A 23,850-nucleotide genomic window follows, 5' to 3' on the forward strand; every position below is an offset into this window, starting at 1 on the left:
ATTGTACCACAATCACCGAAAGGCGCACAGGCGTTCGCTCGCAATATAAAGAACACACCCCCTTCTTATAGGTGATGTGTTCTTTATATTAATTAACGGTTATGCATCGTTTATGAAATATTCATATACCATTTGCTGCCGTCATCATATTTAAATATAGCTGCGTCTGTCCAAAGCTCAATATAGCTTACATGCTTCCAGCGACGGCGAAATTCAAGATCACCCTTCATATCCTGCATACGGTTGTTGAACCTGCTCCGGCTGCTAAGTGCTTTAGCCCTATTTTCTAATGGAACAGCACGTTTCCCGAATAATATAACCTCATGCACCATATAAAACCCTCCCGTTCCGTGCCTCTATTTATTAAGATAATCTAGAGACGTTAGAAATGTTCCCGAAACGAGTTAAATCCATTCTTCTTTTCGCTAACATTTTCTTAACAATATACATTGACCGTATTAAAGCTCCTTGCGACTACGCACTTCAAAAATACCAAATTTCAAGTAATGACCTTCCTCGACCCCAGCAAGCTGAGGATGATCCTTCCCTGCTCCCCGCCACTCGATCCGTCTGATGATCTTGCCCGCATCCTTCGCTGCTTCTTGGATTGTTTCCAGAAAAAGCTCAGGCCGAACATGATACGAGCAGCTTGCTGTTACAAGATAACCGCCTTCGTTAAGCAGCTTCATCGCCTGTAAATTAATATCCTTGTAGCCACGACAAGCACCTTCAACAGCCCGTTTCGTTTTCGCAAATGCAGGAGGATCTAGAATTATAACATCCCAAGTCCTACCCTCAGAAGCAAGCGGCTTGGAGGTATCTACTTTAATACCAGAAATTTTGGCATTCGCTCTCGTCTGACGTTCATCACGTCCCGCTACCTGCTGACGTAAATATTCAAATGCGTCGGCCGCAACAAACTCAACGCGATCCGTGAAGCCGTTTATTTCCACATTATGACGGGCCGTTACTAAAGCATGCTCAGAAATGTCGAGACAGGTAACTTTCTTCGCGCCGTAATCGCACGCATGCAGAGTGAAGCTGCCCGTGTGGGCGAAGCATTCTAGCACAGTTGCCCCATCCCAATAAGGGAAGGTGACTGTACTTCCCTTCTCGTTGACTGGAATCGTTTGACTAACCCCGTCATCCGACACTTGAGTCACAAGCTTAATGCCGCTCCGGCTACCCCAGCCCTTTACTAATGGCTTGATGGACGCACGATTCTCACGCTGATCGAAGAAATAGCCGGTTTTTTGCCCAGCTTCAATATCAACCTGCACCTTCAAGCCATTTTCCACGATCTCGACATGTCTTGGGCATTCCCCATACAACACACCAGTTCTCTCTTCCAAGCCTTCCAATGTACGAACTCCCACATCACTTCTTTCATAGATGCCACGAGGAGCAAAAACCTCTATCAAAGCAGCAAGCCAGGCTTCCTTCGCAATCTCCATTCCAAGCGTAAGTACCTGTACAACCAATATGTCGTTAAAACGGTCAACAACTAAGCCTGGCAAGAAATCCGCTTCTCCGTATACAAGGCGGCATGAGGTTTCTTCACCAAGGAATCGAGAACGGTGTGCACGTGCCCTCTCAAAACGATTGTGGAAGAATGAAGTATCCATAGCTTCCAGCGCTCCATAAGCAACGATGCGAACTGTAATCTGAGAAGCAGGATTCCAATAGCCCGTTCCGAGTAGCTGCCCTCGATGATCCTTTACCTCAACTAGCTGTCCCGGTGTCGGTTCACCTTCTGTCTTAGCAATTTCATTAGCAAAAATCCACGGATGACCTTCCTCCAAACGGGGGCGCCGTCCTTTATTTAACCAAACCGATGCTTGAATGCTCACTACTACCCACTCCTTATTCAATCATAAACTTGTCCTTGCTTTGCATAGTCTTATTGTGAGGTGTGTCCTTATGATATTAAACTTTATTATTCCATCATTGCTAGGTTTTGCACTGCTGCTATCTGGCATGAAGGTCATGGAAATCTCTCTTCAGCGTTGGGCAGGCCATAGACTGTCCACTTGGATTTCTCGTTCAACCTCGACGCCCCTTCGGGGCTTTGCAGTTGGCACGACCGCTTCAGCATTGCTCCAGAGCAGCACAGCGGTAACTGTCCTCACAATCGGCTTCGTCAATGCTGGCTGGCTTTCCTTCTCCCAAAGCTTTGGCATTATTTTAGGGACGAATGTAGGAACTTGCTTAACGACTGAGCTCATGAGCCTTCAGCTCCACCAACTTGGCCTTCCCATTCTCATCATTGCCTCTATAGTATGGACAATTACATACATTCAGAATGAGCTGAGAACACCTTCGGCTGCTCCTCGTTGGGGAGTTTCCTTACGTTATGTATCTGTAGCGCTTGCAGGCTTCGGGTTACTACTAATCGGCTTTAAGCTACTTCAAGGAATGGGTCCTTCATTGCAGGAAAATGATACCTTCGACACCCTTATGCGACTCACTAACAACAATTGGCTATGGGGGATCATCGGTGGCGCTGTACTAACTGCACTCGTCCACTCCAGTGCTGCTGTAATTGCCATGTGTATGGGACTAGCAGCCACCGGTGCAATTACCCCTGAAGCTGGCATCGCTATCGTTCTAGGGGCGAATATTGGCACCTGCTTCACGGGATTGGTCGCCTCTCTAAGCGGTGGCTCTGGTGGTCGCTTTGTCGCCTTATCGCAGCTTGCCCTTAACATAAGTGGCGCATTGTTGTTTTATCCCTTAATTGGGCTCCTGCACACGGCAGCAGCCTCTATTTCTCCCGATGATCCTTCGGCCCAGATCGCACATGCTCAGACACTTTTTAATGTCATTTGTTCTCTAATTGCTTTACCTATAGCATACTTGCCTATCTGGCGCTCATCAAATCCGCATGCAACTTAATTGCAAAATGATATTGGTTAGCCTATACGATTTCAACTCCGAGCTTATCATAGGCAAGCCGGAATACCTCATCGTTGTTATCATAGCCGGAATCCTGCTGCAGCTTCCATGCTGTCAATGGCTCGTACCATGCTACATTTGATATTTCCTCAACCTGCGCTTTGAGTGGATCGTCACCAGCCTCAACTAAATAATAGTGAACTTCCTTCTGAACCGTACCTAGCTGAGCATGCTCATATACGTATGTAATAATGTTCAAAGGAGCAGCGAGAGTTCCTGTAACACCCGTTTCCTCTTGAATTTCCCTCAATGCAGTTTGCTCTATTGTTTCTCCCGGCTCCATCTTCCCCTTGGCCAAAGTCATTCGACCGAAACGATCCTCAATAAGCTGGATTTCTAGCTGACTATCAAGCCGACGAAACACGACGCCACCTGCAGAAATTTCAATGTTCATTCCAACAATCCCCCCTATGATTCTCCCATTATAAAAAGATCTCATCTCAGACAGGAGGTATGGGTGCCTTCCTGCCCTTTCGATGAAATCTTAATTAATTGCTATGCTTGCATTGCTAATTCGTGATTGTCTGACTCCAACACCTCAAGAAGCTCCCCTTGGCATTCATTAACTCCGGAGTCCGTAATACGGACGCGGCAGAGCTTACCATGCAACGATGAATCACCTTTAAGAACGACTTGAAGATAGTTGTCCGTATAACCCGATATTAAGCCCTTTTCTTCCATGCCTTTTGCTGCCCGTTCAGGAATAATATCAAGCACCTTGCCTACCCAATCGCGGGCATAGGCGGCTTGCATCTTCTCAGACAAGTCGATAAGCTGGTGCACACGCTCATTCTTCACTTCATCGTCTACCTGCTCGTCCATACGCGCCGCAGGAGTTCCCGTCCGTTTGGAATAAGGGAACACGTGCATTTCAGCAAATTTCAACGACTCCATAAAACGGAAGCCATTCTCGAATTGCTCCTGTGTTTCTCCTGGAAAGCCAACGATCACATCTGTCGTAATTGCTACTCCTGGCATAGCTTCGTGGATTAAACGAATTTTCTCTGCGAATTCTGCCGTCGTGTATTTACGGCGCATTCTCTTCAAAATATCGTCGTCTCCCGCTTGAAGAGGAATATGGAGATGGCGGCACATCTTAGGTGAGCTGTTAAGAATGGCAATCATTTTCTCATCGATCTGGCTCGCTTCGATAGAGCTAATACGAATCCGTTCCAAGCCTTCGATCTTATCGAGGTCGGCAAGTAAATTTGCTAAGCGGTAGTTTTCCAAGTCGTCACCGTATCCACCAGTGTGAATACCTGTGAGCACAATTTCCTTGTACCCGGAGCTAACAAGCTGCTTAGCCTGCTCAATAACGCTTTCCGGCTGGCGGCTACGTGAAAGCCCACGAGACCAAGGAATAATGCAGAAAGTACAGAAGTTGTTGCAGCCCTCTTGGATTTTGAGGAATGCACGTGTATGCTCAGCGAAATCCGGTACATCAAGCTCCTCGAATTCCCGAGTCTTCATAATATTACGAACAGCGTTAACCGGCTTGCGGTCATTGTGAATGTCTGTAATAAAAGTCATCAGCTTCTCGCGATCCTGAGTTCCAATAACGAGATCGACACCTGGAATAGCAAGAATTTCTGCAGGTGATGTTTGCGCATAACAGCCAGTGACCGCAATGATAGCATCCGGATTTCTACGGACCGCACGACGAATAATTTGCCGACTTTTTTTGTCGCCTGTATTTGTCACCGTACACGTATTAATTAAATAAACATCTGCCGTCTGCTCGAAGTCCACCTGCTCGTAGCCTTCGTTTTTGAATAGTTGCCAGATTGCCTCGGTATCATAAAAGTTGACTTTACAGCCAAGTGTATAAAATGCCACGTTCGGCATCTTAGATTCCTCCCAACTCTCCGGACTCGTAAGCGAGACAGGCAAGCGCGAACAACGCTGCCGTCTCCGTCCGTAATATTCGTTTTCCCAAACCAATTAAATGTGCGTTAGTGGCAGTGGCAGCGTCCGCTTCCTGTGGAGCAAAGCCACCTTCTGGTCCGATTACGACCAATACTCGCGGGGCCTCAGCTAAAGATGAGCTACGATACTTTGCAAGTACATCACGTAGCCCAGCACCAGATCGACCTTCCTCCTCATAGCAGAACAAGATAAGGTCATACTCTGAGAACTGCTTGAGTAAAGATTTCCAAGTACTGACTGCATGTATTTGCGGAATAACGCTACGATGGCTTTGCTCGGCAGCTTCCTTAGCAATCTTACGCCAGCGCTCCAGTCGCTTTACTTCCTTGCGCTCGTCGTATTGGACAACAGTACGCTGCGATACGAATGGCTGGAAAGCCACAGCCCCCGCTTCCGTCCCCTTCTGAATGACAATCTCTAGCTTATCCCCTTTGGGTAAGCTTTGCGCAATTGTCACCTTCCAGGCCATCTCCGCATGAGTCTCTAATACTTCTGTTATATCCGCTTGCACATTATCTTTATCAATTGATACGATCTTTGCTAATACGTCGCGACCTAATCCATTGCAAGCAATGAAGAAATCACCAGGTTTAGATCTCATGACGGCGGCCAAATGCCGGGCGTCTTCGCCATCCAGCTTTACGGAGGTTTCCCCCATTTGCGTTTCAGGCACAAAATAACGCTGCATGTCTAACAGCCTCCTGCTTAGCTTCCATCCTTCATCATACCGTGTTCTGGCTCGTTTCGCTACCGAACTTTACTTTCAATGTTAAACCCGATAGAACATACTTCCTCCAGCTGAGGAAAATATGCTGTCCAATAGCCAGCCCATTCCTTCCATAATAGGTCCTCGCAAATCCATTAAGGGTCCTATCGTAATAGCACGCAAAGGCGGGATAAATATGATAAGAAGAAAAATAAAGGTCGTCCATTGCGCCATTTCCTGTATTTTTATTCTTATTCTGATAGGTAGAAATTCCTCAAGGATTCTATATCCATCTAAAGGTGGCATAGGAATTAGATTAAATAACAATAAGGACAAATTAATTTTAACCCAATACGATATAAAGATAAGCATTTGTGAGGAAATATTATCGATTACATTGAAAGAATGCAATAGATCCATAACAAATAAAATAAGAAAAGCAAGGATCAGGTTGCTGATAGGTCCAGCAGCAGATACAAGAATATTCATTAAACGTGGGTTTTTAAATCTACTGCGACGGACTGGCACTGGCTTAGCCCAGCCAAAACCGGCCAATAGTAGAAACAACATCCCAATTAAATCTAAATGCGCCATCGGATTAAGAGTGACTCGCCCTTCCTTGTAGGCTGTATCGTCACCGAACTTCCATGCTGTCCAAGCATGAGCGAACTCATGTACACTAAAGGCAACAAGCATGACGAGAAGGATTACAGGAATATCCTCTATAGGAAACCAAAAAAAGCTCACTCGCCATCCCCCTTCGGTTTACCAGCAACAAACGCCACCCACTCTTCTTGCCTTAACACATCAACAATCTCAAAACCTGCTGCTAGCAAGCCAGCTTGCACAACCATTTCTTTGTTCTTATAAATGCCAGAGGTAATATAAATTCCGCCAGGCTTAAGTACTTTCATTACATCCGCTAGGAAAAGTAATATAATTTCAGCGAGAATATTAGCCACAACCAGGTCAACAGGAGGTGTGACTTCTGCATTATTCTCTTTCTCATGCAGAACACCTAACAGATCGCTTAGTCTTACTTCAACGTCATCGTCGTATCCATTCAGTGTGATATTTTCTTTCGCACAGGTTACCGCAACGGGGTCTAGATCGAGCGCCAGCACCTTCGAGGCTCCTAGCTTCATTGCTCCTATAGCAAGTACACCAGAACCTGTACCGACGTCTATGATCTGCTCTCCACCAGAGATGGCGTTGTCCAGTGCTTTCAAACAAAGCGCAGTTGTGGGATGCGTCCCTGTTCCGAAAGCCATACCAGGATCAAGCTCAATGACCAACTCGTCTGCCTTAGGAGTATATTCCTCCCAAGTTGGTTTAATGGTCAATCGCTCCGTTATTGCAATTGGCTTGAAATATTGCTTCCAAGCATCCGCCCAATCATCCTGATGAACGTCACCAATCTCAATCTGATACTCTCCTGCGTCATACCCATATTCCGGCAGCCCACGCAACAGATCATCCAATTCAGCAACCAAGGGCTCCATTAACGTATCTTCTGAGAAATAGGCTTTGAATACTGCATATCCTGGCCTAATGTCATTCAAAGGCGTATCGTATAATTGACCAAAAGAAGTATCTCTCGGTTTATCCTCCGACCAAGCTTCTTCTACAGAAACGCCACCTGCTCCAAGCTCCGTTAGATAATGAGTAACCATTTCCTGAGACGACTCCGTCGCCAGAACCGTAATTTCATGCCAGCGCAAAACATTTCCTCCCCTTATACGATGAATTTGCGCGAAACCTCTATATTGGTATTCCGTCGCTACCTAACATTCATCTTTTCAGCCTTCTGGCTGCTCAATGATTTTCATTATACACGTACTGTTTTGCAGGAGCAAAAAACGATGGAACACTTTAACCTGGGAGCACTATAGCCACTATCCCCTTCATTCAGATCCATCGATTTTACTGAGCGAAGGGAATAATGAGCATACACATTCTGAATACTTCAGAAAAATGTAAAAAGGCGCATCACCAGAAACAGTGACACGCCCTCTTCGTTTATATGATCTCGCCACCCGCTTGCAGGATGACAGATCTAGCCTGATCTGTGGCTAAGCCAGGAACACTAGCGGATAAAGTAAATGCAGCTTCAGGGCTACCTAACGAAATGGAACCCTCTAACGCAGTAGCTGTTAAGCCATCTATACTTTGCAGAGCATCCGCCTCTGTAGTTTCTATCTGGCCACTGTAAGGACCAATCTTCTCCAATCGAAAACAGTCGCTTCGGAGTGAGGATAACTTACGAATAGCTGATTCTGCCTGATCCTGGGTTGCGAATTTAGCTTGTAGGGGCTGCATATCCAATTGTGTCACTCTCCTTCAGATACAGTAGCCCGCTGATCAGCCGCTTCCGCACGTTGCTGCGCTTCCTTATCTTCCTCGTCCGCAAGCTCCTCTGCGAACTCTACATCCTCTGCTGATGCTACTGGTAATTTCTTATGATTGTCTGTCATTAATCATTTCTCCTTCTCATCTTTAATCATGACTCACCGCAAAAGCAATGATTTACATATATTGCACCTTCAGTTGCAAGCTTATACAAAATAAAACCGCCCAGGAAAAATCCTGGACGGTTTTATTAAATATAATTAATCACCTAATATGGCGCGTTTCATGCGTTCGAAGATCGACTTACTTTGCTCATGCGTAGATTCTCCGCTTTTGGAAGCAAAATCGCGCAGCAGGTCACGCTGATCCTCACTCAATTGAGTTGGAGTTACAATTGTCACCTTAACCTGCTGATCCCCTTGCCCGTAACCGCGAAGCTTTGGAACTCCTTTTCCCTTCAAACGGAAATAGGTTCCGGTCTGAGTGCCCGCAGGCACCTTCAGCTTCACCTTCTCCGTCAAGGTAGGAATTTCAATTTCATCACCTAAAGCTGCTTGAGTAAAGGTGAGTGGAATCTCGCAATAAACATCGTCACCCTCACGCTCGAAGAACTCATGAGATTTTACTCTTAGAACGATATATAAATCACCCGAGGGGCCGCCACGAACTCCGCCTTCCCCTTCTCCAGTTACCCGGAGCTGTGCGCCTTCATCGACACCAGCAGGAATTTTAACGTGTATTTTGCGTTGCTTCTTAACTTGGCCGTTACCATAGCAGGTTGGGCATTTTTCCTTAATGATAGTTCCACGACCAGAGCATGAAGAGCATGCACGGCGGTTAACAACACGACCAAAAGGAGTATTCTGAGCTACTTCCTGTTGACCTGAGCCTCGGCAAACCGAGCAAGTTTCCGGTTTCGAGCCTGGCTTAGCACCATTACCATGACACGTATCACAAGACTCCGTCCGAGGAATAGTAATATCGGTTTCTTTACCGAATATCGCTTCCTTGAACTCGATCGTCATCGTATATTGAAGATCGTTACCTCTTTGTGGAGCATTCGGGTCTCTCCGACCGCCTCCGCCGCCAAAGAACATATCAAAGATGTCTCCGAAGCCACCACCGTTAAAATCTGCTCCGCCGCCACCGAATCCAGCATTCGGGTCTTGGTGGCCGAATTGGTCATAACGGGACCGCTGCTGATCATCACTTAGCACATCGTAAGCTTCCTTGACTTCCTTAAACTTCGTTTCAGCATCCGGTGCTTTATTAACATCTGGATGATATTGACGTGCCAGCTTGCGATAGGCTTTCTTCACTTCCTCGGGGGAGGCGTCCTTCTGCAGCTCAAGCACATCATAAAAGTCTTTTTTGTTTGCCACTTCTCCACCTCCTCATGAAGGAAAGTCAAAGTGATTCCGCCCAAGGGAGGAAATCAACTTTGACTTTCGATTTATTTCAACAAATCTTAGTTCTTCTTCTCTTCATCTACTACTTCGTAATCTGCGTCAACTACATTTTCTCTGGCAGGACCCGCATTTTCTCCGCCTTCAGTAGCGCCGCCTTGCCCATCTTGAGCTTGCTGTGCAGCTTGCTCATAAAGCTTAACGGAAAGCTGTTGAACAATTTCCGTCAATTCGTCGGTTGCTGTTTTGATCTCATCAAGATTATCGCTAGCTAGCGCTGTAGTCAACTTTTCTTTAGCAGCATTAGCTTTCTCGATTTCGCCAGCATCGACTTTATCGCCAAGATCCTTAATTGTTTTGTCCACGCTGTAGATCAATTGATCTCCGCCGTTTTTCGCTTCTACGAGCTCGCGGCGTGCTTTATCTTCCTCAGCATGCAATTCAGCCTCTTGCTGCATACGATCAATCTCTTCCTTGCTCAAGCCGCCAGAGGATGTAATCGTAATTTTTTGGCTCTTACCTGTTCCTTTGTCAAGCGCGGATACGTTAACGATACCGTTCGCATCGATATCGAAAGTAACCTCGATTTGAGGCACGCCGCGAGGAGCAGCTGGAATATCATTAAGAATAAAACGTCCCAATGTTTTGTTGTCTTTTGCCATCGCCCGCTCACCTTGCAGGACGTGGATTTCAACTTGTGTTTGCATATCTGCATAAGTGGAATACACTTGAGATTTGCTTGTAGGGATCGTTGTGTTGCGATCAATCATTTTCGTCAATACGCCACCAGCTGTTTCGATACCGAGGGACAATGGTGTAACGTCAAGCAAGACAACATCTTTAACCTCGCCTGTTAGAACGCCTGCTTGAACAGCTGCTCCCAGAGCAACTACCTCATCCGGATTAACGCCTTTATGAGGGTCTTGACCAGTAAGCTTCTTAATGGCTTCCTGAACGGCAGGAATACGCGTAGAACCACCAACCAAAACGATCTTGTCGATTTCAGAAGCTTTAAGTCCGGAATCAGTCAAGGCTTGACGAGTAGGTCCGATTGTACGCTCTACTAATGTAGCCGTCAATTCATCAAATTTGGCACGTGTAAGGTTAAGCTCCAAATGCTGAGGAACGCCATCTACAACAGTAATGAACGGCAAGGAAATGGTTGTCGTAAGAACGCCGGACAATTCTTTCTTAGCTTTTTCAGCGGCATCCTTAAGACGTTGCACAGCTGCTTTGTCCTTCAACAAATCGATGCCATGCTCCTTCTTAAATTCACCAGAAAGCCATTCAACAACGAGTTGGTCGAAGTCATCGCCACCGAGGTGATTGTCTCCGCTAGTTGCTTTTACTTCAAAGAATCCATCGCCAAGCTCAAGGATACTAACGTCAAAAGTACCGCCACCTAAGTCGAATACTAGAATCGTTTGATCTTCTTGCTTCTCGAAACCATAAGCTAATGCTGCTGCTGTTGGTTCGTTAACAATACGAAGAACTTCTAAACCAGCGATATTACCGGCATCCTTAGTCGCTTGACGCTGGCTATCGTTAAAATAGGCAGGAACTGTAATTACAGCTTGCGTTACAGTCTGACCTAAGTATGCTTCAGCATCAGCTTTAAGTTTTTGCAAAATGATAGCAGAAATTTCAGGAGAAGAATAAGCTTTTCCTTCGATTGTTTCCTTGTGAGTTGTTCCCATATGACGCTTGATTGAGCTTACAGTACGGTCTGGGTTTGTGATAGCTTGACGCTTAGCTGTTTCACCAACAACACGCTCGCCATCTTTCTTGAAGCCTACGACCGAAGGGGTCGTACGGTTTCCTTCCGCGTTAGGGATTACGACTGCTTCGCCGCCTTCCATTACTGCCACACAAGAGTTTGTTGTACCTAAGTCGATACCAATTACTTTACTCATAACTGTATGTTCCTCCTTTATATAAGTACGATATTTAAATAGTTGTAATTATCCGCTAACCTTAACCATCGCAGGACGGATTACTTTGTCCTTCAACCAATACCCTTGCTGGATAACTTCAACAACGATACCTTCTTCGTATTCTTCGCTCTCCACCTGCATAATAGCTTGGTGATGTTCTGGATCAAACGGCTGACCAATTGATTCCATCGGCTTCAAGCCTTCCGCTTCAAGCACTTGGGAAAGCTGACGATAAATCATATCCACGCCCTTGGCAAAAGATTCGCCCTCCGCTACCTCAGTACCCGCCGATAACGCCCGTTGGAAATTATCCAGAACAGGAAGTAATTGACCGATCACCTTTAAGGATGCGTATTGCGTTAATTCTTCTTTCTCCTTTACAGTACGCCGACGGAAATTATCGAAATCCGCTTGCGCCCGTAAATAACGGCTATGATTATCATCCACCTGACGCTGCAGCTCGGCTACGACAGCATTCTCAGCTCCGTTAACCTCTGCCGAATGTTCCACCTCTTCAGAAGAAGTCTCATTCACTTCAGATCCATTTGCTTGTTCTTCCAAAATTTCCTCTTGCTGCTCGTTCATGATTTCTTGCTCCTTCGTCTCTTTCTTACTCATTCAGCATTCACCTCCTTACCATGACACCCTTTAATAGGGCTATGCAAAGCCTTACTTATACCAACGGGACATCAATAAGGCAATATCCTTGGATAAATAGTTCAGTAGATTAATTACTTTGCCGTACTCCATACGCGTCGGTCCGAGTATTCCTATCGTTCCAAGCGATTGTCCTTCATAAGAATACGTAGCCGTAATTAAGCTGCATTGATTAATGGCTTCCATTGCGTTTTCTGTACCAATCTTAACTTGAATTCCACCATTAGGATTAGATTGAAACAATTGCATTAGCAGCTGTGTTTCTTCAAGCATCCCTAAAATACTTTTCGCTTTGTCGACATCCTTGAATTCAGGCTGAGTAAGCATGTTGGATGCCCCACTCAGAAAAACCTTTGGCTCCTGCTCTTCGGTAATAGTCTTCTCAAGTAAAGTAAGAATGTCCTCACAATGATCAATATAGCGGCTTAATTCCTTGGCAATTTCACTGTGTAGCACAGATTTAACTCGGTAGAAGGGTACTCCAGTAAGCTTCTCATTAAGCAGGTTGACGATTTTACTCATGTCATCCATCGATATTCCGTCTGGAATGGAAATTGTCCTGTGCTCAACATGTCCGGTATTAGCCACGATAATTGCTACCGCAGAAACATCATTAATCGGAATGAGTTGAAAATGCTTTAATGTAGTACTAAACATCTCCGGTCCGAGCACTATCGATGTATAGTTGGTCAATTGCGACAATATAGTCGACGCATGGCCAATTACACCTTCCCAATGATTCATCTTCTCTGCGAAAAAAGTACGTAGCTTCCTGACGTCCTGATCTCCGGCGCCGTCCAATGTAACAAGATGATCTACATAATAACGGTAGCCTTTAATGGATGGAATGCGCCCTGCAGAGGTGTGAGGCTGCTCAAGCAAGCCCAGCTCCTCCAAGTCCGCCATCTCGTTGCGAATTGTAGCCGGACTAAAGGTTACGTCTCCGCGCTTGGAAATGCTGCGGGAACCAACCGGCTCCGCGGAACGGATATAATCATCGACGATTGCACTTAAAATCATTCGCTGGCGTTCACTCAGCATCCGAGACTCCTCCTTAAGTAGCTTACCCACCATTTCGTTAGCACTCCATATGAGTGAGTGCTAATGGCTAATACAAAAATACCAAACCGATCCGGTCGTGTCAAGGACGTTCCGGTTAGATTTGGCTTGTTCAATCAGATTTGGGCGAAACTTAAATTTTCATTTCCTTGTGGTACTTCTATAAGCCTCACTACGGCGATTTCATCGCAGCAGTGCTGTTTCGGGCAATTAACGCAATCCGTCCACACTTTTTCCGGAAAAATTTCTTTTTCTACGATATGAAAGCCGTTTTTCTGAAAAAAAGCAGCTTCATAGGTGAGAGCCATAACTTTAGGAATTCCGAGCACTCTGGCTTCTTCTATTAAAGCATCAACGAGCCGACTGCCAACTCCTTGCCCCTTGTATCCATCCACGATACCCAGCGAGCGAATTTCCACTAAATCAACGCCTAGACGGCAAAGTGAACCACAGCCGATAAGACGATCTCCGTCCTGCGCAACGATGAAGGTATCTATATTTCGGGTCAACGCTTCGCGAGAACGCGGGAGCATAATACCATTAGCGGCATAACCCTGTATAAGTTCGAATAACGCTTCAACATCCTGCGGCAACGCTTTGCGGCAGATGACCGACATATAAATCCCTTCTCTCATGCAACAATAATGTATGAATAAATATACAACAAAACGAATGAACTCTCAATAGTCAATTGTTTAATGTACGTTGATCGTTATTATTTTATTAAATTTAAAGCAAAAAACCCGCCCCAAGGCAGACGCTAAGCATCGCCAAGAGCGGATCTTTATTAATTGGACCTATACGAAAGCTCCAAATACATCATTGCCGAATAATATGCCTTTTGCAGTTAAGCGATAACCCGCAGGCTGCTCCACCTTCTCAAGCAGACCCTGACTACACATTTTCGATAAAGCAGCTCCAAAAGTCGCTTCAAGATTTGCCCCAACAAATTGACGGCCAAAGCTTTCTTGAGTGACTCCCTCCTGCAAACGTAAGCCAACCATCATAAAATCACCCATCGCTTCTTCAATGCTTACAGCATTCTCTTCCAATCTCGGAAGCTTCTTGTTCGCCGAATCGATGTAGGGCTGTACGCCTTTAATATTAATATGTCGCATGCCAAGCGCGTAACCATGTGCACCTGCCCCAAGGCCATAGTAAGGCTCATTGTGCCAATAGGTCCTATTATGCTGGCTCTCATAGCCTGGCTTCGCAAAGTTGCTGATCTCGTAGTGCCGATATCCCGCCGCTCCCAAACGCTCCATAAGATGCTCATACATAGCAAGCTCATCATCCTCTTCAGGGAGAGGGAGCTCATCACGCTGGTACAAGCGGTGAAACAACGTATTCTCCTCCACCTTTAATCCGTACAGGGAGTAATGAGGCAGATCTAGCTCAAGTGCTTTCGTTACGCTGTCCTTTAGCTGCTGTAGAGTTTGATTTGGCAAGCCAAACATGAGATCAATGGACAGGTTAGTGAAGCCCGCTTCCTTAGCATTCGCTATGCTCTGTATAACATCTTGGGCGGCATGAATTCTACCAATAGTGGCTAACAGACCATCATCAAAGGTTTGCGCACCGAAGCTAATCCGATTAACGCCACCTTCCTTCATCGCCCGTAGCTTCTCCAAGTCCGTCGTTCCCGGGTTCGCTTCCATTGTGAACTCTACATTTTCTGCGAGGGGAAAGTATTTCTTCACAGATTGAAGAAATCTGGTCATCTGAGGTGGTGTAAGCACAGTTGGTGTTCCGCCTCCTACAAATACGGTGTCAATTACCGTTGGAGGCAGCTCCTCTACCGTCAGCTTCATCTCATTCTCCAATGCATCCAAATAAGCATCTATAGGCTGACCAGCAGCTACGTAAGAGTTAAAGTCACAGTAAAAGCACTTGTTCGTGCAAAAAGGGATATGAATATAAAGCGCCCGTGGAGTCCACTGATGAACTGGGGGTGCTGATTTTACTGTTTTCGCTAAATCGCTCAATGCCTTATTCACCTCCAAAAGAGAATAGCGAGCCAGAAACTCAGCCCGCTATTCTATAATTAAACTTATCAATCGCTATCGAGTTTAAGCACTGCCATGAATGCCTCTTGCGGTACTTCAACATTACCGACCTGCTTCATCCGTTTCTTACCTTCTTTTTGCTTATCAAGCAGCTTTCTCTTACGAGAAATATCTCCGCCATAGCATTTTGCCAGAACGTTCTTACGCATGGCCTTAATCGATTCACGGGAAACGATCTTCTGCCCAATGGCCGCTTGAATAGGCACCTCAAACATTTGGCGCGGGATAAGCTCTTTAAGCTTCTCACAAATAATTCTGCCACGAGCATAAGCTCTGTCCTTATGCACGATGAAGGAAAGCGCATCAACCTTCTCCGCATTAAGCAAAATATCCATCTTAACGAGACTAGATTGACGATACCCTGTTAATTCATAATCGAAGGAAGCATAGCCCTTCGTGCTTGACTTCAACTGATCGAAGAAGTCATAGACGATTTCTGCCAATGGCATGTTATATTTCAAGGTTACACGATTAGTGTCCAAGTATTGCATGTCTATGAACTCTCCACGTTTGCCCTGACACAATTCCATAATCGCCCCTACGAATTCATTCGGTACGATTATAGATGCCTTAACGTAAGGCTCTTCAACATGCTCTAGCTTACCCGCTTCAGGATAATCCGCAGGATTGGAAATTTCCAAAACTTCACCATTCGTTAAGGTTACCCTATAAATAACGCTTGGCGCCGTAGTAATAAGGGGGATATTGAACTCGCGTTCAATTCGCTCCTGAATGATCTCCATATGAAGCATACCTAGAAATCCGCAACGATAGCCGAAGCCTAACGCTTGCGAGGATTCTGGCTCGTAACGAAGCGAAGCATCGTTAAGCTCAAGCTTCTCTAGTGCATCCCGCAAATCGTTGTAATCAGTCGTTTCGATCGGGTACAATCCGCAGAACACCATTGGATTAACTCGGCGGTAGCCTGGAAGGGCTTCTGCCGTTGGGTTCTTCATATCCGTAATGGTATCCCCTACACGAGTATCCTTAACATTCCTTATCGAAGCGCATACGAATCCAACATCTCCTGGTCCAAGCTCCAAAACGGAAGTTGGACGAGGCATAAAGGTGCCAACTTCAACAACATCGAAGTTTGCTCCAGTAGCCATGAATTTCATGCGGGTTCCCGCTTTAATCGTTCCGTCAATAATCCGGATGTAGCAGATAACCCCTTTGTAGGGATCATAATGGGAATCAAAAATAAGCGCTTTAAGCGGCTTATTACGATCACCCTGAGGTGCAGGGATCTTTTTTACAACCTGCTCTAATATTTCTTTAATACCAATACCATTCTTTGCCGAAGCTAAAACGGAGTCGCTCGTATCGAGACCAATAACATCCTCGACTTCCTTCTTAACCCTCTCCGGATCAGCGCTTGGAAGATCGATTTTGTTAATGACCGGAACAATTTCCAAGTTATTTTCTAACGCAAGGTACACGTTAGCTAGCGTTTGAGCTTCAATACCTTGAGCAGCATCGACGACCAATAAAGCGCCTTCGCAAGCAGCCAAGCTGCGTGAAACCTCATACGTGAAATCTACGTGGCCCGGCGTATCGATCAGATGAAGCATGTAGGTTTCCCCATCATCCGCTTTATAAAGCAGACGAACAGCTTGCAGCTTAATCGTAATTCCGCGCTCCCGTTCGAGGTCCATAGAATCTAGAACCTGCTCCTGCATCTCGCGGGAGGTAAGCGTCCCCGTATATTCCAGAATGCGATCGGCCAATGTTGATTTGCCGTGGTCGATATGCGCGATAATACAAAAATTGCGAATGTGGCTTTGTTTAAAAGTGATTTCTGCCATTACAATAAGTACCTCCAGCCGGTTCCATGCGTCAAATGACGATCACTTCATTATAACAGCGTATACTCATGGCATCAATGAGTCTGCCCTTCAATCTTCCGCAGGCTTCTGAATGGACAGCCCCTCAACATGTCTTTTGCCCATCAAACGGCGCTTCTTACGGTTTTCTACAGAATCGAACACGATATCCATATCGTAATCTTCCCCTGGATAAAGATGCTTCTTGTCGATATATTTGCGAATTCTCTTATGGTTAATCGACAGCTTCTCCTTCTGGACCTGAATAATCATATTCCCACTTTCATTAGGCAGACGGTAGACAATTCCTGATTTTTTCAAGTAAGGGATAAATACGAGATCACCGATGGACCAGATGATTGGAGGCTCTTGATTAGAATTGACCGATTTCGCCTTGGGCTTCAGGGAAGATGGTGATCCTGCCCTCACTGACTTGCTTGATTCCTCTCGTATGGCAGGAATGTTAGCTCCAGCTGCAGCTCCACTACCTGACTTCAAGCTATTAGCAATCATCCTTGCCCGTTCTACGATGTCCGGAGATATTCCTAGCTTGGCTGCGATTACGAATGCGTAGCTATTTCCTGCCTCTCCCATATCTAACCGATATAACGGACTGAGCGTTTCCTCATCGAACGCCATTCTGGCATTCTGGAAGCCTGCTGTCTTGCGTGCATATTCCTTGATTTCGTTAAAATGAGTTGTCGCCATAATGACAGCCCCTCTCCGATAAAGCTCCTCCAGCACAGCAATAGAAAGTCCAACCCCTTCTCCAGGATCTGTACCCGTTGCCAGCTCGTCAAGCAATACTAGAGCAGACGACCTCACATGCGCCAGTATATCAATGACATTACGAAGGTGAGAAGAAAACGTGCTAAGCGACGAATCCAAGCTTTGGTCGTCCCCAATGTCTACTTCTACGGAACGGAAAATAGCTAGACGACTTCCTTCCGCAGCTGGAATAAGCAAGCCGGACTGTGCCATGAGTGTTAATAATCCAACGGTTTTTAGAGCTACCGTCTTCCCTCCTGTATTCGGTCCAGTAATGAGCAATGCTCGATAACCATCCCCTAACTGAATATTCAAAGGCACAGGCTGTGAGGCCAACAAGGGATGCCGGGCTTCACGCAAGTCAATAATCCTATCTTCGTTTAATTCAGGTGCAATACCCCTTATTGCCAGTCCCCACTTGGCTTTGGCGAATAAGAAGTCATAGTGACCGACTGTCTCCAAGCTAATCGACAGCTCGTAGGAATACTTCTCTACTTCAGCTGACAGCAGAGCCAATATTTGCGTTTCCTCCCGTGATTCCTCTGCCCTTAAGGCACTTAAATCCATTTGCAATCCAGCCACCTCTGACGGCTCGACGAATACCGTTTGTCCGCTTGATGATTCATCCAGTACAGTACCCGGTACTCTTCGACGATACTCCTTCTTAATGGGAAGCACATATCTTCCAGAACGCTGGCTAACTAACCTCTCTTGCAAAGAATCAGAATACCGTGAAAGCAGGGTTTCAAGCCTCTTCTGCAGCCGTTCCTCAGCAGTCCGGATTTTTTTGCGGATTTTATGCAGCTCTGTGCTTGCCGAGTCCACAATTCGCCCTCGGTCTATACATTCGGTAATAGCCTCTCGCAATGGTTTCAGATCAAACATCGAGGTTCCGTAAGCTGCAACTATTGGAGCATCCGCTTTTTTAGAAATCATGTAGCTCCGCAACTGCTCGCAGCTACGGGCAAACTGGGCAATATACTCAAAATCCTTCTCTTCCATAATGTAGCCCGTACCAAGAAGGCCCATTATCGTTTCCATGCCTTCGAGTGAGGGCAGCGGTGGATGTCCGCCCTTAGCTAACAATTGACTTGCCTCATACGTCTCCGCCAGCCTGTGTGTTATTAACTCACGATCCTGTATAGGCTGAAGCTTCTCAATACTTCTCCGGCCTATATAAGTTACTGCGTAATCCATAAGGTTTTCGATAACTCGGTTGTATTCCAATTTATTAAGTGAATGCTGTCTCAAGGGTATTACCTCCTGTTTAATAAAAAATAAAATCTATTCTTTTTTACGCACAACAAAAACAGGCCACAAGCGCGCCATCGGCGCAAGCTCGCAGCCTGTCGATTCATTTCGTAAGAGTAGCGCAAATAAGCGATCACATCCGTTTATTTGCACAAAAAAACCGCACCCTGAATGAGCGCGGCTGATCTCCCCGAAATATCTTCGTAAGGGGCGGTCTTGACCGGTTCTTCACTGGTTATCAGTGCCGCGAGTGAGCATTACGGAATAAACCATCCTACAGACGGTTTCTACCCTTGCCTATTCGCGACTTATAGATAATTCAGTTCAGAACCAATACCAACATCAAAATTTCCCCTTAGAACGTAATTGATTTCATTATAGAAGAGGTGATCAGCCATCGTCAAGCCTGATCATCCCAGTACTTTATCGAAAATCGAAACCACTATTCGGATTCCAGTTCGAGATAAGTCGTGCAGCACCTCCCCGGTTTTGCCTGAAACCCTATCCACAAGGGGTTCACGGTCATTCCGGGGAATGCTGAACTCTTCGTCATCCCAGTAATAAGGCATATCCTCCGCAGATTGCTGTGTTTTAGAAGTAGGGGCATTGTTGCGCTTCCCTGTCCCAGCTGCTGGGAGCGTCCAATCCCCTTCAGAACCAGCTTGATCTTCAATACTGAGCGGTGCATTTTTCAGCGGGCCATGTACATCTGCAATTCCTTTGGAAGACAGCTCCATTCCATATAAAATCGCAAAGCCCACGATTGCCGCAAAAATAAGTAGCTTAAATGAATCCCGACGCATGTTAGTTCCCTCCTCTTGTTTACTTTTTGGCCATTACTTTGACAGCTTTCTCATTGTCCCAATACAAATCAGCAATAACCTTGGCGAGTATATCTGCGGTGCGATAACATTCCTGTAACGTATTGTCGACGCCACCTATTTCAATCAGTACACTGTCCGGCGCAACCGACTGGTTATATTCCCCATTGCCATTTGCCGCTGTCTTCCCCCATACGCCTCGGGATAACCCCGGGTACTTCTTTTCTACTTGCTCGTGAATTTGATTAGCGAATGCTTCGTTTTCCCGCCAGTTTGGATTACGATGCCCTATGATGAAGTACACCTGAGCGTAATCTTTATTTTTAATCGTAGCTGTCGTTTTCTTTCTCCGCTGAGAATCTCGATGAATGTCAAAGAAAAATTGTAATTGCTTGTTTGCCGCTAAAGCCTTCTGAACAGTTTGCAACGAATATTTATACGAATAATTCCAATTATAGCCCTCAACTGTAGTAGGATAATCCTTCGAAGAGTGACTGCTCCCTATACCGAGCGATTCCAACTGATCAGCAAGACGCTTACCAACAAGCGTAACGTTAATAGTATTTGAAGTTGGGTCCTTCATATTCGACTTGAGCTCAGGATAAAACGATTCACGATTGTGGGAGTGATAGACAAATACAACCTTTTTGCCTCCAGTTGATTGCCCTCCCGTTTTCTCCGGCACAGACTCATTGTGCGGAGTAGGCTCCGGAGATGCCGTTTGTTCTGGTGGACTATTTTTTCCACCTTGCTCTGTAATCTTACCTGGATCAATCTCTCCGTTACCGTCCTCAGGATGCTGTCCGTCCCCTTCAAGTGGACCGTGATCCTCTGGTGCTTCAGGTCCGCCAGATCCAGGACGAAGAAGAACGGATTGGTCCCTTTCCATACCTGGCATTTCCAATGCAAGCATGCTTTTGGGATCATCCGGATTCATATCGGTCATAAACCGCAGCAAGAAAGCTGCTACGCGGCTTGTCTGAAGAGGGGAACCTTCCTTCGCTTCCATCTGTGGAAGCTCCATGCTCAACAAAGATTGAAAAAAGTGTCCTGACAAGGAAGCAGCGAAGCCCTTCATAGATTGGACGGGAGACACTGCCAAAGATTGTTGCACCATTCCTCCCAAGCCTAGTAAAACGAACAACACCATAGAGCACACACTTAAGATAAAATACGCACGTCCGGTAATTAGTATTCTCCGCCACTTGGCTTGTATTAGCGGCCAATTCACGGAAACGATAATACGTTTCATACTCACCCTCCCCGGGGCCTCGAGCAAACGGAGGCTCCTTCTCTCATTTTCTAAAGGTATCCCATCATATGAGAGAATCGAGAATGATAGAACACCATTCAGAGGTTAATAGAGTCTGAGGTTAGAAATGTAAAAAAGCCAACCTCCCTAGGGAAGCTGGCTGCTTAGTCTAATGGGTATATGCTGCAACGTTGTCTGTATCTACTGCTTCGTGAAGCGCGGCGTTTAGGCCACTCGCAATAACATTCGCGATATCCTCCATAAACTTGTCAATTTCCTTCGGAGTGACAAGAAGATCGTGACCAAGCGGATTCAGCACCTCTTTAACAAGCTCTAACCGCTCATTTTCCTCCATTTTGCCAAAAACGCCAAACAACGGATCTGTATTCGGAGTATGCTTCTTCATATGCTCAAATACCATATCCATCGTATTATTAACGATCGTCGATGCGTAAACCACGGTCGGAACTCCTATACCGATGCAGGGGACACCCAATATTTCTTTCGTAAGACCTTTACGCTTATTACCGATGCCTGAGCCGGGATGAATGCCCGTATCGGCAATCTGAATGGTCGTATTTACTCTATCTAATGACTTGGCTGCCAATGCATCGACGGCAATAACAAGATCCGGCTTAGCTCTCTCCACAATCCCTTGTACAATATCACTTGATTCAATCCCTGTTGTCCCTAGAACACCAGGTGCTACTGCACTAACCGGTCGATAGCCTGGACTAACCTGATCCGGCATAAGCTCGAAATAATGACGAGTTACCATAATATTTTCTACGACAATTGGTCCAAGAGCGTCTGGGGTAACGTTCCAATTTCCCAAACCCACTATTAGCACACTGCTTGTCTTATTAATTCCAATCCGTTTGAGAAATGCTTCGAATTCCCGAGCGAACGAAGTGGCAACCTTATCCTGGAGTGTCGTATCTCCCTCACGTAGCTCTGGCACCTCTAAAGTAACATAGTGGCCTATCATCTTCCCGATCTGCTGAGCCCCTTGCTCGTCTTTAATCTCCATACGTGATATCGTAATACCATCCGCACTTTCAGACTCAGACCATACTCCGGGTACTTGTCCATTTTGCTGCCCCTGTGTCGCCATTTCCTGCGCTTCTAGCGCAAGATCAGTACGTACGTTATACTTAGATAAATCTGCATTCATCATGTGAAATAAAACCCCTTTCGTTTGTGCAATATGGTGGGATATCAGCTTGCTTTTTACCCCCTTGCATGATAGAATATTACAAGTTGTGTGGAGAAATACTTCTGTTTTTGCTGGAGGTGAAAAGAATGCCAAACATCAAATCCGCTATTAAACGTACTAAAACGAACGAAGCACGTCGTCAACGTAATGCTTCGGGCAAGTCCGCTCTACGTTCAGCTGTTAAAACTGCTGATGTTGCGGTCCTTGGAACAGACGTAAACGCTGCTAAAGCGGCTTACGGCGCGGCTCAGAAGAAGTTGGACAAAGCGGCAACAAAAGGGCTCATTCACAAAAATGCAGCTGCTCGCAAAAAGTCCCGTCTGGCCAAAAAACTCAACGCATTGTCCGCGCAAGCTTAAGTCTTGTGCCTGACGCATATGCGGCTGACCTGCCCCTCATAAGGCAGCAGCCAGGAAAAAGCCATCCCTTGTAGGGTTCCTACATAGGATGGCTTTTTTTGATGAATTTCATTTTTAAAAATCTAAAGGTTTTCGAAGCCTCGTAGAAGAATGATTCCATAGGAGGGTTTTTATTTTCAGAAATGGACAAAGTCCATCACATAATGGCGTCAGTGTTTTTGAAGCTTGCTGATCTGCGAAGAGCTTAATCCTGTCAGTTCTTCGATTATCTCTGGGTTAAGTCCTTTTTCAAGCATTTTTAGAGCGATTTCTTGTTTACTCTCTTGTATGCCTTCTTCTTTACCTTTCAATAGCCCTTCCTGCAACCCTTCCTCTTTGCCTTTTTTCTCCCATGAGGTCATCCATTCCATCAGCTTCTCCTCCTCGTGCGGATATATTCGTTCTATATTTTCCTGTAGTTGAATGTTTTCAGCAGGGGTTAATTGCAGATAAGTTTCGAAAAATACCGTGAGTATCCTCATTCGTGCCGGATCCAATTGCATCTTCATCATCATACGTAGAAATTCAAGCTTCACCATCACTCGTTCACTCTTATTATATCCCATGCTACTCAAGAGCGCAGCGGCAACAGGGTTATCTTTATCAAGAAATTCCCGCCAATTGTGCTTACTTAATTGTACCGTAAAATAACGAAATGTCATCACACTTAGAAAAGGAAAATGCCAACTAAAATTGTCAGGCTCTTGTGCTTCACGTTCATGGTTAAAAATCGCAATCGGCAAAATACGCCGGCGATATTTCTCGTAGAGCTTACTAGAATACAGAAACATTCGCTCAGAAAAATTAATTTGGTAATAAGACTGCGGCTCCAAATGTACAATTATCAATGCCTTATCCGTATCACCCATACCTCCCCGATTACCGACTTCCTCTTCCAACAGCCTAGTCTCAATAAGAACATCCACCCTTCCTGTTGCGCCTCCCATCACATCCGTGAACAATTCCTCAGAAAGAAAAGTTACATGTGAAAAATCGATAAACGAGCAAGCTTTCGGAAAAAATAGCTCCATGAACTCTTTGAAGAAGATTTGAAGCAGTTCTTTGAATAAACGATCGTGATCAATACTCATATTCGTTTCTCCCTCCAATTGCAGCTGAAGATATGTACCATAAAACACAAAACGCCACCCGTTTCTCCATGTAGGAGAACGAGTGGCGTGTGCTTCACGTCCGAGCTGTTATTCGCTGATATCGTACCATGAATATAGGGTACCGTCTATAAAAGAGTTAAGTCGTGCCCGA

At 45.6% G+C, this 23,850-nt stretch carries 23 protein-coding genes; 2 read left to right on the top strand and 21 right to left on the bottom strand.

Annotation, left to right across the window (positions count from 1 at the left end; all coding sequences use genetic code 11):
- Positions 1 to 110 precede the first annotated feature (110 nt).
- Together KCTCHS21_RS20325 and KCTCHS21_RS20330 are read right to left on the bottom strand one after the other, a co-directional pair.
- Entirely contained in the window at positions 111 to 332 is a 222-nt protein-coding gene (locus KCTCHS21_RS20325; RefSeq protein WP_130612565.1) for a hypothetical protein, read from the bottom strand.
- Between the two features lie 126 nt (positions 333 to 458).
- Complete coding sequence (locus KCTCHS21_RS20330; protein WP_232057903.1) at positions 459 to 1,850, bottom strand: class I SAM-dependent rRNA methyltransferase; 1,392 nt, start codon at positions 1,848 to 1,850, stop codon at positions 459 to 461.
- A 70-nt stretch (positions 1,851 to 1,920) separates the two neighbouring features.
- Here KCTCHS21_RS20330 and KCTCHS21_RS20335 point away from each other — a divergent pair, with 70 nt between their 5' ends.
- Entirely contained in the window at positions 1,921 to 2,895 is a 975-nt protein-coding gene (locus KCTCHS21_RS20335; RefSeq protein WP_130612567.1) for a Na/Pi cotransporter family protein, read from the top strand.
- 22 nt (positions 2,896 to 2,917) lie between these two features.
- Here KCTCHS21_RS20335 and KCTCHS21_RS20340 read toward each other — a convergent pair whose 3' ends face one another.
- The 18 genes from KCTCHS21_RS20340 to gpr form a co-directional block, all read right to left on the bottom strand.
- Positions 2,918 to 3,349 carry an NUDIX hydrolase gene (locus KCTCHS21_RS20340; protein ID WP_179952627.1) on the bottom strand — a complete coding sequence of 144 codons (432 nt, stop codon included), beginning with the start codon at positions 3,347 to 3,349 and terminating at the stop codon, positions 2,918 to 2,920.
- 101 nt (positions 3,350 to 3,450) lie between these two features.
- Positions 3,451 to 4,800: a tRNA (N(6)-L-threonylcarbamoyladenosine(37)-C(2))-methylthiotransferase MtaB gene (gene mtaB, locus KCTCHS21_RS20345; RefSeq protein ID WP_130612570.1), complete on the bottom strand. Its 1,350-nt coding sequence runs from the start codon at positions 4,798 to 4,800 to the stop codon at positions 3,451 to 3,453.
- 1 nt (position 4,801) lies between these two features.
- A complete protein-coding gene (locus KCTCHS21_RS20350; protein WP_130612573.1) occupies positions 4,802 to 5,569 on the bottom strand; it encodes a 16S rRNA (uracil(1498)-N(3))-methyltransferase in 768 nt (255 codons plus the stop codon).
- Between the two features lie 81 nt (positions 5,570 to 5,650).
- The gene (locus KCTCHS21_RS20355; RefSeq protein ID WP_232057904.1) at positions 5,651 to 6,334 is read right to left on the bottom strand and encodes a site-2 protease family protein; all 684 of its coding nucleotides are present in this window, start codon (positions 6,332 to 6,334) and stop codon (positions 5,651 to 5,653) included.
- Positions 6,331 to 7,308 carry a 50S ribosomal protein L11 methyltransferase gene (gene prmA / locus KCTCHS21_RS20360; RefSeq protein ID WP_130612576.1) on the bottom strand — a complete coding sequence of 326 codons (978 nt, stop codon included), beginning with the start codon at positions 7,306 to 7,308 and terminating at the stop codon, positions 6,331 to 6,333. The genes KCTCHS21_RS20355 and prmA overlap by 4 nt, the downstream gene beginning before the upstream one ends.
- A 298-nt stretch (positions 7,309 to 7,606) precedes the next feature.
- Positions 7,607 to 7,912 (bottom strand): hypothetical protein, encoded by a 306-nt coding sequence (locus KCTCHS21_RS20365; RefSeq protein ID WP_130612579.1) that lies wholly within the window; start codon positions 7,910 to 7,912, stop codon positions 7,607 to 7,609.
- 5 nt (positions 7,913 to 7,917) lie between these two features.
- The gene (locus tag KCTCHS21_RS20370) at positions 7,918 to 8,061 is read right to left on the bottom strand and encodes a YfhD family protein (RefSeq protein WP_130612582.1); all 144 of its coding nucleotides are present in this window, start codon (positions 8,059 to 8,061) and stop codon (positions 7,918 to 7,920) included.
- A 135-nt stretch (positions 8,062 to 8,196) separates the two neighbouring features.
- Entirely contained in the window at positions 8,197 to 9,318 is a 1,122-nt protein-coding gene (gene dnaJ, locus KCTCHS21_RS20375) for a molecular chaperone DnaJ (protein ID WP_130612585.1), read from the bottom strand.
- A gap of 86 nt (positions 9,319 to 9,404) precedes the next feature.
- Positions 9,405 to 11,255 carry a molecular chaperone DnaK gene (gene dnaK / locus KCTCHS21_RS20380; protein ID WP_130612589.1) on the bottom strand — a complete coding sequence of 617 codons (1,851 nt, stop codon included), beginning with the start codon at positions 11,253 to 11,255 and terminating at the stop codon, positions 9,405 to 9,407.
- Positions 11,256 to 11,303: 48 nt separating this feature from the next.
- A complete protein-coding gene (gene grpE / locus KCTCHS21_RS20385; protein ID WP_130612593.1) occupies positions 11,304 to 11,894 on the bottom strand; it encodes a nucleotide exchange factor GrpE in 591 nt (196 codons plus the stop codon).
- 51 nt (positions 11,895 to 11,945) lie between these two features.
- Entirely contained in the window at positions 11,946 to 12,974 is a 1,029-nt protein-coding gene (gene hrcA / locus KCTCHS21_RS20390) for a heat-inducible transcriptional repressor HrcA (RefSeq protein WP_130612596.1), read from the bottom strand.
- Between the two features lie 134 nt (positions 12,975 to 13,108).
- Positions 13,109 to 13,609: an N-acetyltransferase gene (locus KCTCHS21_RS20395; protein ID WP_130612599.1), complete on the bottom strand. Its 501-nt coding sequence runs from the start codon at positions 13,607 to 13,609 to the stop codon at positions 13,109 to 13,111.
- Between the two features lie 180 nt (positions 13,610 to 13,789).
- Positions 13,790 to 14,977 carry a radical SAM family heme chaperone HemW gene (gene hemW / locus KCTCHS21_RS20400; protein ID WP_130612602.1) on the bottom strand — a complete coding sequence of 396 codons (1,188 nt, stop codon included), beginning with the start codon at positions 14,975 to 14,977 and terminating at the stop codon, positions 13,790 to 13,792.
- Positions 14,978 to 15,045: 68 nt separating this feature from the next.
- Positions 15,046 to 16,863, bottom strand: a complete 1,818-nt coding sequence (lepA, locus tag KCTCHS21_RS20405) for a translation elongation factor 4 (protein ID WP_130612605.1) — start codon at positions 16,861 to 16,863, stop codon at positions 15,046 to 15,048.
- Positions 16,864 to 16,953: 90 nt separating this feature from the next.
- A complete protein-coding gene (locus KCTCHS21_RS20410; protein WP_130612608.1) occupies positions 16,954 to 18,900 on the bottom strand; it encodes an endonuclease MutS2 in 1,947 nt (648 codons plus the stop codon).
- A 410-nt stretch (positions 18,901 to 19,310) separates the two neighbouring features.
- Positions 19,311 to 19,703 (bottom strand): hypothetical protein, encoded by a 393-nt coding sequence (locus KCTCHS21_RS20415; protein WP_130612611.1) that lies wholly within the window; start codon positions 19,701 to 19,703, stop codon positions 19,311 to 19,313.
- Between the two features lie 19 nt (positions 19,704 to 19,722).
- A complete protein-coding gene (spoIIP, locus tag KCTCHS21_RS20420; RefSeq protein ID WP_130612614.1) occupies positions 19,723 to 20,973 on the bottom strand; it encodes a stage II sporulation protein P in 1,251 nt (416 codons plus the stop codon).
- A gap of 169 nt (positions 20,974 to 21,142) precedes the next feature.
- On the bottom strand, positions 21,143 to 22,147 hold the full coding sequence (gpr, locus tag KCTCHS21_RS20425; protein ID WP_130616618.1) for a GPR endopeptidase: 1,005 nt from the start codon (positions 22,145 to 22,147) through the stop codon (positions 21,143 to 21,145).
- A 128-nt stretch (positions 22,148 to 22,275) separates the two neighbouring features.
- Between gpr and rpsT the strand changes: the two genes are divergently transcribed.
- Complete coding sequence (rpsT, locus tag KCTCHS21_RS20430) at positions 22,276 to 22,548, top strand: 30S ribosomal protein S20 (protein WP_130612617.1); 273 nt, start codon at positions 22,276 to 22,278, stop codon at positions 22,546 to 22,548.
- 209 nt (positions 22,549 to 22,757) lie between these two features.
- Here the strand turns inward: rpsT and KCTCHS21_RS20435 are convergent, their stop codons facing one another.
- Positions 22,758 to 23,678 (bottom strand): Rpn/YhgA-type helix-turn-helix domain-containing protein, encoded by a 921-nt coding sequence (locus KCTCHS21_RS20435; protein ID WP_130612620.1) that lies wholly within the window; start codon positions 23,676 to 23,678, stop codon positions 22,758 to 22,760.
- Positions 23,679 to 23,850 lie beyond the last annotated feature (172 nt).

Origin of the sequence: Cohnella abietis (genome assembly GCF_004295585.1) — a bacterium.
Taxonomy (GTDB): Bacteria; Bacillota; Bacilli; order Paenibacillales; family Paenibacillaceae; genus Cohnella; species Cohnella abietis.

What these genes read in the sequence shown, in the direction of transcription:
- KCTCHS21_RS20395 (WP_130612599.1), bottom strand. Translation starts at nt 13,609, where the DNA reads ATGTCGGTCATCTGCCGCAAAGCGTTGCCGCAGGATGTTGAAGCGTTA.
- KCTCHS21_RS20415 (WP_130612611.1), bottom strand. Translation starts at nt 19,703, where the DNA reads ATGCGTCGGGATTCATTTAAGCTACTTATTTTTGCGGCAATCGTGGGC.
- KCTCHS21_RS20350 (WP_130612573.1), bottom strand. Translation starts at nt 5,569, where the DNA reads ATGCAGCGTTATTTTGTGCCTGAAACGCAAATGGGGGAAACCTCCGTA.
- mtaB (WP_130612570.1), bottom strand. Translation starts at nt 4,800, where the DNA reads ATGCCGAACGTGGCATTTTATACACTTGGCTGTAAAGTCAACTTTTAT.
- dnaK (WP_130612589.1), bottom strand. Translation starts at nt 11,255, where the DNA reads ATGAGTAAAGTAATTGGTATCGACTTAGGTACAACAAACTCTTGTGTG.
- gpr (WP_130616618.1), bottom strand. Translation starts at nt 22,147, where the DNA reads ATGAATGCAGATTTATCTAAGTATAACGTACGTACTGATCTTGCGCTA.
- lepA (WP_130612605.1), bottom strand. Translation starts at nt 16,863, where the DNA reads ATGGCAGAAATCACTTTTAAACAAAGCCACATTCGCAATTTTTGTATT.
- grpE (WP_130612593.1), bottom strand. Translation starts at nt 11,894, where the DNA reads ATGAGTAAGAAAGAGACGAAGGAGCAAGAAATCATGAACGAGCAGCAA.
- KCTCHS21_RS20335 (WP_130612567.1), top strand. Translation starts at nt 1,921, where the DNA reads ATGATATTAAACTTTATTATTCCATCATTGCTAGGTTTTGCACTGCTG.
- KCTCHS21_RS20325 (WP_130612565.1), bottom strand. Translation starts at nt 332, where the DNA reads ATGGTGCATGAGGTTATATTATTCGGGAAACGTGCTGTTCCATTAGAA.
- KCTCHS21_RS20370 (WP_130612582.1), bottom strand. Translation starts at nt 8,061, where the DNA reads ATGACAGACAATCATAAGAAATTACCAGTAGCATCAGCAGAGGATGTA.
- hrcA (WP_130612596.1), bottom strand. Translation starts at nt 12,974, where the DNA reads ATGCTGAGTGAACGCCAGCGAATGATTTTAAGTGCAATCGTCGATGAT.
- spoIIP (WP_130612614.1), bottom strand. Translation starts at nt 20,973, where the DNA reads ATGAAACGTATTATCGTTTCCGTGAATTGGCCGCTAATACAAGCCAAG.
- rpsT (WP_130612617.1), top strand. Translation starts at nt 22,276, where the DNA reads ATGCCAAACATCAAATCCGCTATTAAACGTACTAAAACGAACGAAGCA.
- KCTCHS21_RS20340 (WP_179952627.1), bottom strand. Translation starts at nt 3,349, where the DNA reads ATGAACATTGAAATTTCTGCAGGTGGCGTCGTGTTTCGTCGGCTTGAT.
- KCTCHS21_RS20435 (WP_130612620.1), bottom strand. Translation starts at nt 23,678, where the DNA reads ATGAGTATTGATCACGATCGTTTATTCAAAGAACTGCTTCAAATCTTC.